Source organism: Actinomadura darangshiensis (genome assembly GCF_004349235.1).
Lineage (GTDB): Bacteria > Actinomycetota > Actinomycetes > Streptosporangiales > Streptosporangiaceae > Spirillospora > Spirillospora darangshiensis.
The window spans coordinates 106,285-119,264 of the sequence record NZ_SMKY01000001.1 but is presented as its reverse complement, the minus strand read 5'-3'; the positions used below and the strand labels follow the sequence as shown (position 1 = coordinate 119,264).

The 12,980-nt window shown below is 73.0% G+C and carries 13 protein-coding genes; 6 read left to right on the top strand and 7 right to left on the bottom strand.

Features of this window, described 5'->3' with window-relative positions; translation table 11 throughout:
• On the bottom strand, positions 1-1,158 hold a 1,158-nt coding region (locus E1293_RS00570), incomplete at its 3' end, for a sensor histidine kinase (protein WP_132192580.1).
• Positions 1,155-1,811 (bottom strand): response regulator transcription factor, encoded by a 657-nt coding sequence (locus E1293_RS00565; protein ID WP_132192578.1) that lies wholly within the window; start codon positions 1,809-1,811, stop codon positions 1,155-1,157. The genes E1293_RS00570 and E1293_RS00565, both read right to left, overlap by 4 nt.
• Positions 1,812-1,928: 117 nt before the next feature.
• On the opposite strand from E1293_RS00565, the gene E1293_RS00560 reads away from it, so the two are divergent.
• From E1293_RS00560 to E1293_RS00545, 4 genes are read left to right on the top strand one after another with little or no spacing between them, the layout of a single operon-like run.
• A complete protein-coding gene (locus E1293_RS00560; protein WP_132192576.1) occupies positions 1,929-2,438 on the top strand; it encodes a hypothetical protein in 510 nt (169 codons plus the stop codon).
• Positions 2,439-2,453: 15 nt separating this feature from the next.
• A complete protein-coding gene (locus E1293_RS00555; RefSeq protein WP_132192574.1) occupies positions 2,454-3,611 on the top strand; it encodes an efflux RND transporter periplasmic adaptor subunit in 1,158 nt (385 codons plus the stop codon).
• Positions 3,608-4,312 carry an ABC transporter ATP-binding protein gene (locus E1293_RS00550; RefSeq protein ID WP_132192572.1) on the top strand — a complete coding sequence of 235 codons (705 nt, stop codon included), beginning with the start codon at positions 3,608-3,610 and terminating at the stop codon, positions 4,310-4,312. The genes E1293_RS00555 and E1293_RS00550 overlap by 4 nt, the downstream gene beginning before the upstream one ends.
• Complete coding sequence (locus E1293_RS00545) at positions 4,309-5,511, top strand: ABC transporter permease (RefSeq protein ID WP_132192570.1); 1,203 nt, start codon at positions 4,309-4,311, stop codon at positions 5,509-5,511. Before E1293_RS00550 ends, E1293_RS00545 begins: the two co-directional genes overlap by 4 nt.
• A 212-nt stretch (positions 5,512-5,723) precedes the next feature.
• Here the strand turns inward: E1293_RS00545 and E1293_RS00540 are convergent, their stop codons facing one another.
• A complete protein-coding gene (locus tag E1293_RS00540; RefSeq protein WP_132192568.1) occupies positions 5,724-5,927 on the bottom strand; it encodes a cold-shock protein in 204 nt (67 codons plus the stop codon).
• 265 nt (positions 5,928-6,192) lie between these two features.
• Between E1293_RS00540 and E1293_RS00535 the strand changes: the two genes are divergently transcribed.
• Complete coding sequence (locus tag E1293_RS00535) at positions 6,193-6,420, top strand: hypothetical protein (RefSeq protein ID WP_132192566.1); 228 nt, start codon at positions 6,193-6,195, stop codon at positions 6,418-6,420.
• A 148-nt stretch (positions 6,421-6,568) separates the two neighbouring features.
• Here the strand turns inward: E1293_RS00535 and E1293_RS00530 are convergent, their stop codons facing one another.
• From E1293_RS00530 to E1293_RS00520, 3 genes are all read right to left on the bottom strand, one after another.
• Positions 6,569-7,156, bottom strand: a complete 588-nt coding sequence (locus E1293_RS00530) for a GAF domain-containing protein (RefSeq protein WP_132192564.1) — start codon at positions 7,154-7,156, stop codon at positions 6,569-6,571.
• The gene (locus E1293_RS00525; protein ID WP_132192562.1) at positions 7,156-7,542 is read right to left on the bottom strand and encodes an STAS domain-containing protein; all 387 of its coding nucleotides are present in this window, start codon (positions 7,540-7,542) and stop codon (positions 7,156-7,158) included. The genes E1293_RS00530 and E1293_RS00525 overlap by 1 nt, the downstream gene beginning before the upstream one ends.
• A gap of 334 nt (positions 7,543-7,876) precedes the next feature.
• Positions 7,877-8,788 carry a LysR family transcriptional regulator gene (locus E1293_RS00520; protein ID WP_132192560.1) on the bottom strand — a complete coding sequence of 304 codons (912 nt, stop codon included), beginning with the start codon at positions 8,786-8,788 and terminating at the stop codon, positions 7,877-7,879.
• 71 nt (positions 8,789-8,859) lie between these two features.
• On the opposite strand from E1293_RS00520, the gene E1293_RS00515 reads away from it, so the two are divergent.
• Complete coding sequence (locus E1293_RS00515; protein WP_132192558.1) at positions 8,860-9,918, top strand: SDR family oxidoreductase; 1,059 nt, start codon at positions 8,860-8,862, stop codon at positions 9,916-9,918.
• Here the strand turns inward: E1293_RS00515 and E1293_RS00510 are convergent.
• Entirely contained in the window at positions 9,908-12,799 is a 2,892-nt protein-coding gene (locus E1293_RS00510) for a hypothetical protein (RefSeq protein WP_132192556.1), read from the bottom strand. The genes E1293_RS00515 and E1293_RS00510 overlap by 11 nt on opposite strands.
• Positions 12,800-12,980: the final 181 nt, after the last annotated feature.

The following is a 12,980-nucleotide window of genomic DNA, read 5'->3' as shown; positions in this document are numbered from 1 at the left end:
GGGATGGGCGGCAGGGAAAGCGGCCTGGACGGTGAGGCCGCCGTCCTGGCGTGGGCTGGCGTCGAGGGTTCCGCCGTGTGCGAGGACGGTCGCCTGCACGATGGACAGGCCGAGCCCGTGGTGTCCGTCGCCGCGCGCGGACCGGTCCAGCCGCTGGAACGGTTCGAGCAGCCGGGCCACCTGCTCCGGCGGGACGGGCGGCCCGGTGTTGCTCACGCTGATCACGGCCTGCCCGTCCCGTGCGGCGGTCGCCACGTCCACGCTCCCACCGGGCACGTTGTAGCGCATGGCGTTGTCGACGAGGTTGGCCACCAGGCGCTCGACCAGGGCGGGATCGCCCGTGGTGGCGGCGGGCGCGATCCGCGGGTACAGGCGCGGGCCGTCGGCGGGTGCCGGCGGCCGGTCCGCCAGCACCCGCTCGGTGAGCGCGGCGAGGTCCACCGGCACGCGGCCTTCCAGCCCCCGCTCGCTGGTGGCGAGGGTGAGCAGCGACTCCAGCAGCCTCCCCTGCTGGTCGCTGATCGTCAGGATCCGCTCGAAGGTCGCCTGGAACGCCTCCAGGGTCGGCCGGCGGTCGGTGAGGGTCTCCTCCACCAGCGCCCGTTCGAGCGTGATCGGGGTGCGCAGTTCGTGCGCGGCGTTGGCGACGAAGCGCTTCTGCGCGTCGAGCGCGGCCTGCAGGCGGCCGAGCAGGCCGTCCACCGTGTCGGCGAGGTCCCTGAGCTCGTCGCGGGGGCCGGCGAAGGCCAGCCGCTCGTGCACGTTGCGCGCCGAGATGTGCCGGACGGTGGAGGTCATCGTGCGCAGCGGGCGCAGCACCCGCCCCGCGACGAACCAGCCGAGCGCCAGGGAGACCACCAGCATGATCGCCAGCGCGATCCCGGCCTGGGTGAGGAACTCGTGCGTCAGCGTGTGCTGCTGGCGCTCCCTCCACACCTCCACCGAGTCGGCCGCGTCGGGGGGCAGGCCGAACCGGGACGCGCACTCCCGCGCCTGCACGTCGACGCACGGCACTCTCACCTTGAAGATCGCGTTCCGCCGGAGGAGCACGAACGTGATCGCCAGCAGGGCCGCGCCGGAGACGGCGAACAGCGTCCCGTACAGCAGCGTGAGGCGCATCCGGACCGTCCGCGGCACGCCGCGCGCGAGCGGCCTCATATCCGGTAGCCGCTCTGCGGGACGGTCTCGATCACCGGCGGGGAGCCGAGCTTGGCCCGCAGCCGGTTGATCGTCGCCTTGACCGTGGTGGTGAACGGGTCCGCCGCCTCGTCCCAGACGCGTTCCAGCAGCTCCTCGGCGGAGACGACGCGTCCTTGCGCGGCGAGCAGGTACTCCAGCACCGCCAGCTCCTTCGGGCTCAGCGCGAGGCGCAGCCCCGAGCGGGTGACGACGCGCTGGGCCGGGTCGAGCCGCAGGTCGCCGCGCTCCAGGACCGGCGGCAGCGCCGGCTGCGCCCGCCGCCCGAGGGCGCGGATCCGCGCGACCAGCTCGGCGTACGCGAACGGCTTCGGCAGGTAGTCGTCGGCCCCCAGGCTGAGGCCCTCGACCCGCTCGGCGATCGTGCCCGAGGCGGTGAGCATCAGGACCCGGGTCCGGCGGTGCGGCCCCGCCACCAGCGCGCGGCAGACGTCGTCGCCGTGCACCCCGGGGAGATCGCGGTCCAGGACGACCACGTCGTAGTCGGTCAGCGCGGCGCGGTCGAGCGCGGCCCGGCCGTCAAGGGCGATGTCCACCGCGATCCCCTCGCGCTGCAGGACGCGGGCCACCGAGGCCGCCAGCTCCGCGTGATCCTCGGCCACCAGCACTCTCATCACCGGTCAGCCTCCCGGAAGCGCGGTCACAGCCGGGTCACAGCCTCGCGCACCGCCATGTGACCGCCCCTTCCCTAGAAATGGCCCTGTCACTGATACCCCCCGGGAAGGGGAACGATGAACAGGGCCTCTGTGTTGCTGGCCGCTTCGGCCGCCGCCCTCGCCTTGACCGCCGCCGGATGCGGCGGGTCCGGTGAGTCTGGCGGCGCTGGCGGGTCGACGTCCGGCTCGTCCGGCGCGAAGGCGGCCGCCACGGCGGACCCGGGAGTGAAGCACGCGCAGTGCATGCGCGAGAACGGCCTCCCGGGCTACCCCGACCCCGGCCAGAACCCGCAGAACCTCCCGGGCCGCGATTCCCCGCAGTTCCAGAAGGCGCAGCGGGCGTGCCAGTCGCTGGAGCCGGCCGAGAAGCAGCCCGGTACGCCGGAGAACGCCGAGCTCCAGCAGAAGATGCTGAAGTGGACGCAGTGCATGCGCAAGAACGGCGTCCCGAACTTCCCCGACCCGCAGAACGGGCGCATCCAGGTGAAGAAGGGGACCATCGACAACAAGTCCCCGCAGTTCAGGAAGGCCGTGGAAGCCTGCCGCCCCCTCGAAGTCGGCGGTGCCAAGGGCACCGGCGGCTGAGGGCGAGGGGACGTGATGAGCACCAGGATGACCGAACCGGGCTTGGATACGCGGGACGCGTCCGTCCGGCCGCGGCGCAGCCGCCGCAAGATGATCGGCGGCGGAGCCGTGCTCGCGGTCGTGGCCGCGGTCGGCGCGGCCGTCGCCCTGACGGGTTCGTTCGGCGACGACGGCAAGCCCGAGACGACGGCCGGCGATGGGACGTCGCTCGTGGCGGTGCAGGAGGGCGCGCTCTCCTCCCAGGTCGACCAGAGCGGGACGCTCTCGTACGCGGGCGGCGTCGGCGGGACCCCGTACCCGGTGGTCAACCGGGCGAAGGGGACCTACACCCGGGTGCCGGTGGCGGGCGCCCAGATCGACTGCGGCGAGACGCTGTACAAGGTCGACCAGAAGCCGGTGGTCCTGATCTGCGGAAGCACGCCCGCGTACCGGGACCTGGCCGCGGGTGACGACGGCAAGGACGTCCGGGCGCTGAACAAGACCCTGGTGGACGAGGGCTACGCCGGGAAGTCCGGGCTCGATCCCGATTCCGGCCACTTCGGCCGGGCCACCGCGGCGGCCCTGGAGAAGCTCCAGGACAAGCGCAGTGCCGATGTGACCGGCAGGCTGGACCTCGGCCAGGCGGTGTTCCTGCCCGGCCCCTTGCGGATCAGCAAGGTGACGGCCCAGAACGGCACGAGCGCGAGCCCGGGCCGTCCGATGATGGAGGCGTCGTCGAACCGGCGCGAGGTCGTCGTAAAGCTCGACCCCTCGCAGCAGTCGGAGGTCAGGAAGGGCGACCAGGCGCAGATCACGCTGCCGGACAACCGGACCACGCCCGGGGTGGTGAGCCGGATCGGCACGGTCGCCGCGTCCGACGGCAAGGACGACTCCGGCTCGCAGCCCGCCACGCTCCCGGTCTACCTCACGCTCAAGCACCCGAAGGACGCCGGAACCCTCGACCGGGCGCCCGTCCAGGTGCAGATCACCACCGGCGGCGTGGAACACGCGCTGATCGTGCCGGTGACCGCGCTCATCGGCAGGGCCGGCGGGGGATACGCGGTCGAGGTCGCGGCGGGCGGCGGCACCCGGATCGTGCCGGTCACGCTGGGGCTGTTCGACAACGCCGACGGACGGGTGCAGGTCTCCGGCGCACTGACGGCCGGCGACCGAGTGGTGGTGCCGTCGACATGAGCGAGAGGAACGTCCTCGAACTGGATCGGGTCACCAAGACGTACGGCTCGCAGCCGCCCGTCCACGCGCTGCGCGGCGTGAGCTTCACCGTGCGGAGCGGGGAGCTGGTCTCGATCGTCGGCCCGTCGGGATCGGGCAAGTCCACGCTGCTGCACATCCTCGGCACGCTCGACCGGCCCAGCGAGGGCACGGTGCGGATCGACGGCGAGGACGTCGCGGCGCTCACCGACCGCCGGCTCGCCGCCCTGCGGGCGCGCAGCATCGGCTTCGTCTTCCAGCAGTTCTTCCTGTCCGAGCACACCACCGTCCTGGAGAACGTCGCCGACGGCCTGCTGTACGGGGGCGCCGGCCGCACCGAGCGGCGGGAGCGAGCCGCCGAGGCGCTCGTCCGGGTCGGGCTGGGGGATCGGGCGGACTTCCGCCCGGGCAAGCTCTCGGGCGGGCAGCGCCAGCGGGTGGCGATCGCCCGCGCCGTGGTCGGACGTCCCGCCATCGTGCTCGCGGACGAGCCGACGGGGAACCTCGACAGCAGGACCGGCGCGGCCATCATCGAGCTGCTGCACGAGCTCAACGCCGGCGGGGCGACCATCATCATGATCACCCACGACGGCGGGCTGGCCGCTCAGACGCCCCGTCGCCTGCAGGTCCTGGACGGGCGGATCGTCGCCGACAGCGCGGCGCGTTCGATGGAGGGCGTATGAGGCTGTCGGACCAGCTGCGCGTGGCCGGCGTCGGGATCCGGGCCCGCCGCCTGCGGGCCGCCCTGTCCGCGCTCGGGATAGCGATCGGCACGGCGGCGATCGTCGCGGTACTCGGCCTGTCGGCGTCCTCCCAGGCAGGGCTCCTGGCGCAGATCGACCAGCTCGGCACGAACCTGCTGACCGCCGGCACCGGAAAATCGGTCACCGGCGGGACGGCGCCGCTCCCGATCGCGGCACCGCAGCGGATCTCCCACCTGCCCGGTGTCGAGCAGGTGGCGCACGCCGGTGCCATCGACGGCGCGAACGTGTACCGCAGCCCGCTGATCCCGCCGATCAACACCAACTCCCTCAAGGTGGAGGCCGCGAGCCTCAACCTCCCCGAGGTCGTGGGAACCGGCGTGGCGCAGGGCCGCTGGCTGAACGCGGCGACCGAACGCCGGCCGGTCACGGTTCTCGGCGCGCTCGCCGCGCAGCGCCTCGGGATCGACCGCGTCTACCCGGGGCAGCGGATCTGGCTGAAGAACCAGTGGTTCTATGTCGCGGGGATCCTGGAGCCCGCGACGCTGTCGACCGACATCGACACCAGTGCCCTGATCGGCTACCCGGCCGCGGAGCACTACCTCAGCTACGCGGCGGTCGACAAGGGCGAGGCGGTGGCGGGACCTCCGACGACGGTGTACGTGCGGGCCCGCACGGACGAGGTGAACTCGGTGCAGGGGGTGCTCGCGCAGACCGCGAACCCCGAGTCTCCCAGCGACGTCGACGTCAGCCAGCCGTCCGACGCGCTCACCGCGCGGGCCGCCGCGGAGGGCGCGTTCAACAGCCTGTTCCTCGGGCTCGGCGTGGTGGCGCTGATCGTGGGCGCGGTCGGCGTCGCCAACATCATGATCATCTCGGTGCTGGAGCGGCGCTCGGAGATCGGGCTCCGCCGGGCGCTCGGCGCGACCCGGGGGCAGATCCGCACCCAGTTCCTCTCCGAGGCGGTCATGCTCGCGCTGCTCGGCGGCGTGGCCGGAGTCGCCGCCGGTGCGCTGACGACCGCGGTCTACGCGGACACGAAGGGTTGGGCGGTGGTCATCCCGGCGCAGGCGTGGGCCGGTGGCATCGGCGCCGCGATCGTGATCGGCGCGATCGCCGGCCTGCTGCCGGCCCTGCGAGCCGCCCGCCTGGCCCCCACCGAGGCCCTGCGCACGCTGTGACGACGAAAAAACGATCACGAAAGGCGGCGGCGCTCAGCGGGGCTCGTGCAGCTCTTCGCGGGCGCCGTCCGCCGGAAAGTGGGCGGCCAGTGGGCGATGATCGCCAGTGGCGCCATCTCCACGCTCGCCGGGCATGAAGCGCCCGTGCCGGCGGTCAGAGCGCCGGCGGCGCGGTGCACGGACCGTTGGGCCGTGCACCGCGCACATGGTGATCAGGAGGGGACGATGTTCTCCGCCTGCAGGCCCTTCTGGCCCTGGGTGATGTCGAACGTCACCTTCTGGCCCTCCAGGAGCTCACGGAAGCCCTGGGCGGCGATGTTGGAGTAGTGGGCGAAGACGTCGGCGCCGCCGCCGTCCTGCTCGATGAAGCCGAAGCCCTTTTCCGCGTTGAACCACTTGACGGTGCCAGTAGCCATGATCGTCTCCTTCTGGGTCGGTCCCGGCCGCACACCGTGCACGGCCGGAGACGCCGCGATGGCCCATCCGGAAGATCCAGAACAACAAAAAGTGCGCCTGAGGTCAGATCCAACAGGCGCACGCACATGTCTATGGGAACCGCAACTGAAAGCCATGGTACCACAGGCTCCGGCGGGGCAGCTGAAATTGGCTGCGCCGTGGTGTTTTCGAACTGGTTGCCGGGGGTCTCGCCGCATTGCTCGTGGTGGGCGCATAATGGAGGTGATGAAACGCACCGGCCCCGCCAGACGGCGACATCTGCCCACCAGTCCCTTCGATCCTCCGCCCGCTGCCCCACCGGCCAAGGAGTTCGCGCTCCAGGACCAGGTCACGCACGACAAGTACGGTCTCGGGAAGGTCCTGGAGATCGACCCCGGACGTGCCGTCCTGGTCGACTTCGGGACCCGGAAAGTCAAGATCCTCGCCCCGTTCGCGAAGCTTTTCAAGCTCTGAAACACACGGGAGCCCGGGCCGCCAGGGCCCTAATCCCTGAAATCAGCGGGCCTCGTCGAGCGAGGCCCGGAGAATATCTACCCTGGACGGTTCCCACGCCCGCCCCGGGCGGTGGACGCGCCGTCTTTCCCGTTCTGCCCCGGCATCCTCAGGTGGGCCACGGCGGCCCGAGGGGCGCGACGCCGGGTCCGTCCTCGGCGATGGCGTCTCCCGGGGGAGCCGCGAGGCGTGCCCCGGCCAGTTCGATCAGCCGGGCGGCCATGTCGGAGAACAGGAGCAGCTGACGGGCGGTCGCCGGGCTGAACGGCTCCCCGCCCACCCGGCCGAGGACGGCGAGCACGCCCCGGGTGACCTCGCCCGTCTCCAGCGGCAGGATGAGGATCGGGCCGGCCGGCAGGCCGATGAGCGTCTGGTCGGCGACGACCCGTGCGGACACGGCCCGGCGGGTGCTGAACGCCCGGCCGAGGATCGACCGGCCGCGCCGCACCGACTGCCCGCGAATCCGGTCACCGCCGACGCCGGCGGTGACCTCGATCCGCAGGGTGTTGCCGTCCTCGCCGGGCAGGGCGATGAACGCCAGGGGGACGTGCGAGAGCGCGCGGGCGTGTGCCGCCACGAGGGGCAGCATGGCGGCCGGGCGGGTTCCGTTCAGGACCGCCGTCATCAGGTCGAACGCGGCGTCGTGGCGCCGCCGGTCCGCTTCGGTCGGCGCGGCCGGGCCGACGGGCCACGTCATCAGGCCGCGGCCGATCGGACGCCGGTGCCGCGGACGCGGGCCGCGGCCATGGAGGGAAGGACGACGAAGATCCGGGCCAGTCCGGTGACGTGCAGCAGCCGCTCCAGCTGCGGACGCGGTGCGACGAGGGCCACCGCGGTGCCCGCCGGCTTCGTCCGGCGGTGCGCCCCGACGAGCAGGGCCAGGCCGGACGCGTCGCAGAACGTCACCCCCGACAGGTCGATGAGCACGAGGGGACCGGTGTCGCGCAGGGCGGCGTTCAAGCGTTCCCGCAGGTACGGGGTGGTGGCGATGTCGAGGTCGCCGGTGATGGCGATGACGGTGTACTCCGCGAGCGACTCGCGGTGCAGCCCGGCCCCAGGTGGGGCGGTGCCGGCGGTTTGCATGCTGGATCTCCGATCCGGAGTGTGCACGGGCGCGGGTCGCGGACCGCTCGCGCCGGGAATCAGCCCGTGGCGAAGAATTCGATGCCTCCGCGTCGGCGGCCCTCTGCGGTGGCCGGGGTGGTACCGGCGCGGGGGACGGGCGTCCGCGTCCGGACGGGATGGTGGAGCGGCGTCAAAAGCGCCGGCCTGTCTGGCCTCGGAGGAGACCGAGTCTCGGAGAAACCAGGGGGACGCAGGCTTGGCCGCCCGTATCGAGAACCCCTCGTTCACGCCGAGTCTACGCTGTTCGGGCTCCGCGCGACGGACATCGCCCGGCCGGCAACCGCCGCACCGCCTACCGCCTGCCACCGTCGGCCTTGTGGGCCAGCAGGCCGGAGGCGTTCTCGACGAGGACGGTGAGGAAGGCGCTGCTCAGTTCGTCCAGCCGGGTGCGGGCGTAGGCGGCCAGGACCCGCGTGATGGCGGGTTCGGGGCGCAGGACGTGGCCTTCGTAGCCGTCCGGGACGAGGTTGGCGGGGAAGAGGGCGGGGCCGAGACCGGCGGCCGCAAGGGTCGGGGCGGACGCGGTCTGCTCGGTGCGGACCGCGGTCTTCGGCCGGAACCCGGCGTCGAGGCAGGCCCGGTCCAGGATGGCGGCCAGGCCGTTGTCCGGTCCGTAGCGGACCCATCGGCGGTCGCGCAGCGTCCCGAACTCGACCTTGGCCGCGCCCTGGACGGCCAGTGGATCGTCGGCGGGGACGGCCACCACGAACTCCTCCGTGCCGAGCCGGTGCACCGGCCCCGTCCAGCCGGACGGCGGCGGGCCGATGGCGAGGTCGGCCTGCCCCGCCGTCATGGCCTCGGCCAGTTCGCCGGCGTGCCGGTGCTCGAACAGCCGCACATCGATCCCCGGGTACCGCCGGCTCCAGGTGCGCAGCGTGGCCGGCAGCACCCCGATGCTGACCGAGTAGACGGTGGCCAGCCGCAGTTCTCCCGCGGCGAGGCCGGCCGCCTGCCGGACGGCCGACTCCGCCCTGGCCGCGTCGGCGAGCGCGGCCCGCGCGTGCGGGAGCATCGCGCGGCCGGCGGGTGTCAACCCGACCGCCCGGGGCAGCCGCTCCAGCAGGGGCGCGCCGGCCGCCCGCTCCAGCGCCCGGATCTGGTGGGAGAGGGCCGGCTGCGTGACGTGCAGCGCCTCGGCCGCCCTGGTGAAGGACCCCTCGTCGACCACCGTGACCAGGTATTCGAGCTGCCGCAGGCTGAGCATGCACAGATTCTATCGATCGGATGACGAAGATGAATTGGACTTATGCAAGCAGATGGGACGACACTTAGAGCATGCAGACATCACCGAAGGTGGCCCTGGTCGTCGGCGCGCAAGGCGTCATCGGGCGGCGGCTGGTGGAGCACCTGGAGGAGCTGGGCGACTGGGACGTGATCGGCCTGTCGCGGCGCGGCGGAACCGACTCCGGTCGCGTCCGCCACGTGCCGGTCGACCTGCTGGACCGGGACGACTGCGCCAAGCGGCTCGGTGAGCTGACCCACGTCACCCACATCTTCTACGCCGCCTACCAGGACCGGCCGACGTGGGCCGAACTGGTGCCGCCCAACCTGGCCATGCTCGTCAACGTGGTCGACACCGTCGAACCCGTCGCCAAGGGCCTGCGCCACATCAGCCTGATGCAGGGCTACAAGGTGTACGGGGCGCACCTCGGCCCGTTCAAGACCCCGGCCCGCGAGGACGACCCGCCGCACATGCCGCCGGAGTTCAACGTCGACCAGCAGAACTTCCTGGAGGACCGGAGGCGGGGCGCGTCCTGGACCTGGTCGGCGATCCGCCCGTCCGTGGTCTGCGGGTTCGCGCTCGGCAACCCGATGAACCTGGCCATGGTCATCGCCGTCTACGCGGCGGTCTCCAAGGAGCTGGGCGTGCCGCTGCGCTTCCCGGGCAGGCCAGGCGCCTACGGCGCGCTGCTGGAGATGACCGACGCCGGGCTGCTGGCCCGCGCCACCGTGTGGGCCGCGACCGACGAGCGCTGCGCCGACCAGGCGTTCAACATCAACAACGGCGACCTGTTCCGCTGGAACGACCTGTGGCCCAAGATCGCCCGCTTCTTCGGCCTGGAGGCGTCCGACCCGCTCCCGATGAGCCTGGAGACGGTGATGGCCGACAAGGGCCCCCTGTGGACCGCCATGACCGAGAGGCACGGCCTGGAGCCGCACCCCTACGAGCGGCTCGTGTCCTGGCCCTTCGGCGACTTCGTCTTCTCCTGGGACTACGACATGTTCGCCGACGGCTCCAAGGCCCGCCGCTTCGGCTTCCACGAGTACATCGACACGGAGAAGATGTTCCTCGGCATCTTCGCCGATCTCCGCAACCGCCGCATCATCCCTTGACTCCGTCCCCGTGGGTTCGCCACCAGTCGGCCGCCGCGTCCGTGGCGAGGCCGGTGGTCCAGAGGTCGGCCGGGTCGTCGGGCAGCAGGCGCTCCCGCACCGCGTCCCGCATGGGGTAGGAGAGCGTGGCGCCGGTCGTGGGCATGCCGTCGTCCAGGACCTCGGCGGGGAACGTGCAGACCGCGACGGCGTCCGCCACCTCGAACCCCGCGCTTTCCGCCAGGTCGCGGACCGTGGCGGCGGCATCGATCGGCGCGGGGCCGCGATCGGCCAGCAACCGGATGAGCCGGACGACGCGGCCGGCGGCGCCCCAGCAGGAGACGGGCGCCCGAGCCGCCTGCCAGCCGGGCGGCCCGCCCGGGCCGAACGTTCCACCGGGCGCGTACTCCACGGCCGTCGCGGTCCGGTTGTGCCGCTGGTAGTCCAGGAGCAGGAGGGCGCCGTCCGGGGTACGCCAGAGCTGCCCGGGCGCCGCCTTCTCCAGCTCCCTGTCGAGCATCTGATGCTCGGCTCTGGACTGCTTCTCGGCGCCCGCCGGAGTGAAGCGCAGGACCCGGCAGGCCGCCGCGCCGTCGCCGAGCGGAGCGTTGGCCCACAGGCGCAGGACGTCGACCAGGCGCTCGCGCTGCGACTCGGACGTCCACGGCAGGACGGCCGGGAGCGCGTGGCCGGCCAGGGTGTCCGGCTCGACGATCACGGAAGCGCGGGCCGGCAGGGAGACCGTCCGGACGAGGTAGGGCTCGCCGGCCGCGGGCTCGCCTGCCGCCGACTCCAGCGCGCGGGCCACCAGCCGTTGGCGCACGAGCCACTTCGTCTGCATCGTGGTGCGCGCGAAGGGGAGATCGTCGGCAGGCGAGACCAACGCGGGCAAGTCCGGAGGCTGGGGACGGCCGATCCGGTCGCGCAGCTCGATCGCCAGCAGAAGGCACTCGGCTGCCGTGTGGGCCGCTTCGAGGACGCTGTCGCGCAGGACCGGCGCGGTCACCTCGGGCAGCACGGCCTCCAGTGCCTCTTCGGCCGCGCGCGGCCCGGCCAGCGCCGCCTCCAGCAGGCGCGCCGCGCGCTCGCGGTCGAGGCGCCGCAGCGCCGCCGATCCGTCCGGGTCCGCCGGGTCCCGCCGCGGCCACCAGCCGGGCGGCGGTACGAGCGAGCTCTTCGAGGCCCAGACGGGCGAGAAGGGCAGCCGGGCCGTCCGGGTCCCGCCGGGGGCGGTGACCGTGATCGCGCCGCGGCTCAACCGGACCTCGCTCGGCCCGGCCGCGCCCGGGAACGTCACCTCGACGGTTCCCGGTGCCTGGGGCCGCGCGGTGGCGGCGCCGGGGTCCAGGGTCAGCGCGACGGTCTCGCCCGTCTGCCCCTCGACCCGGAACGTCTGCCAGACGCCGTCCTGGATCCGTGACACGACGCAGGTCTCGCCGTCGTACCAGGGCAGCAGCCCGTCGGGCAGTTGAGGAAGCCGCACCCACAGTTCGCCGTCGCCGGTGACGGACGCGTGGGCGTGCCAGGACCGCTCCGTGATGGTGAGGAACCCGAGGTGCTGGACGATCGTCCGGCCCGACGCCGAGGCCTTGGACGGCGACCCGTCGCGGGGCACGGCCAACTCGGCGGGAATGCCGCCGCGCAGGGCCGCCAGCAGGGCGTCCACAGGGTCGGCGGGGTCGAGTCCCGCGGCGGCGCCCGGCTCCAGGTCGAGAAGGCCGCCGCGCCCGGTGAGCCGCGTCAGCCGGTGCAAGGCGTCGTGCTGGAAGGGAAGGTCCGGACGGCCTGCGTCGGCCTTCCAGCCGTCGACGGCTTCGCTCAGCACCTCCCGGGTCTTCGGCAGGGCCCAGAACGCCCGCACCGTAGCGGCGTAGTCGACGTTGCCGAAATACCCGAGGTCGCGGACGAAGCCGTCCAGCAGACCGGCGAAACGCTCGCGTCCTTCCGGCCCGGACGCCGCGTCCGCGGCCAGCCGTTCGGCGTCGAAGTCCTTCTTCCACCACCTAGGCGAGTCGGTGCCCATCCGCGACTGGGGAATGATGTGCCGGTGGCCGGGAGACGGAAGCCCCGGGTCGGTCTCCTCCCCGTACACCACCTCGGAGTCGGGGAACAGCCGCTCTCCCGCCTGGTCGGCGAGCTTCAGCAGGACGGCCGCCGCGCACCCCCGCCCCGTGGTGGCGAACCACTCCGCCGGCAGCCGCGGCCCCGCCCCGCTTTCGGCGAGGGACTCCAGCCACATCTGCCGGATCTCCTCGGCGACCTCCTCGCCGCTGTCCTCCTCGTGCCGGGCGCGGTCGGGTTCGGCGGCGATCAGCAGCTTCATCAGGTCGTCGTCGCGTCCGGCCACCGCGGCGAGCGGCTCGCGGGCGGCCGCCCAGACCTGGTGGGACGCGATGGGCAGGAGACCGGCGCGCAGCAGCCGCTCGGCCAGGAACGCGTCCTCGTCCCGCTTCTTGATCTTCGCGGCGCGGGCCAGCGTGCGCAGGTCGGGGAAGATCCGGGCGTACGGGATGAGCCCGGCGTCGAATCCCGCGCAGACGACCGCGCGGAAGCGGGCGTGCGCCTCCGCCGCGGGGAGCTCCGCGGCGAGGGTCTTGGCGTAGTCGCGCAGCGCGGCCGGCCCGACGCCGCCCGCGGGCACCAGGTCGAGGAACACGTCCTGGACCCGGTCGAGGTCGAGGAGCGCGGGCTGGTCCTTCTCGACCTTGCGCGCCTGCCCGAACGCCCAGAACGCGAGCTCGCTCTCTCCGGCCCGCACCAGCTCGCGGCAGGCCTCCTCGAAGAACGGCGCCAGTTCGGCGGCGGGCAGCGGGCTCGCGGCCCTGGCCAGCATCCTCTTGGCGCCCTTGGGCCCGGCGGCGGCGAGGTCCGCCGGTGCGGGCAACTGCGGAAACCGACTCATCGCGCCCTCGTCCCTGATCTTCGACGACCACGAAACCATGCGACGACCCGCCCGCGTGATCGGTTCCGCCCGATCGCATCCCACCCCGTCCATCCTGCTGAGGCGCCCGACCGAGGGTGTCGGCGTCCGAGAATCTCGGACGATTAGTCCGCTGCCAGACCCCCGGTTAGGACTCACTTAC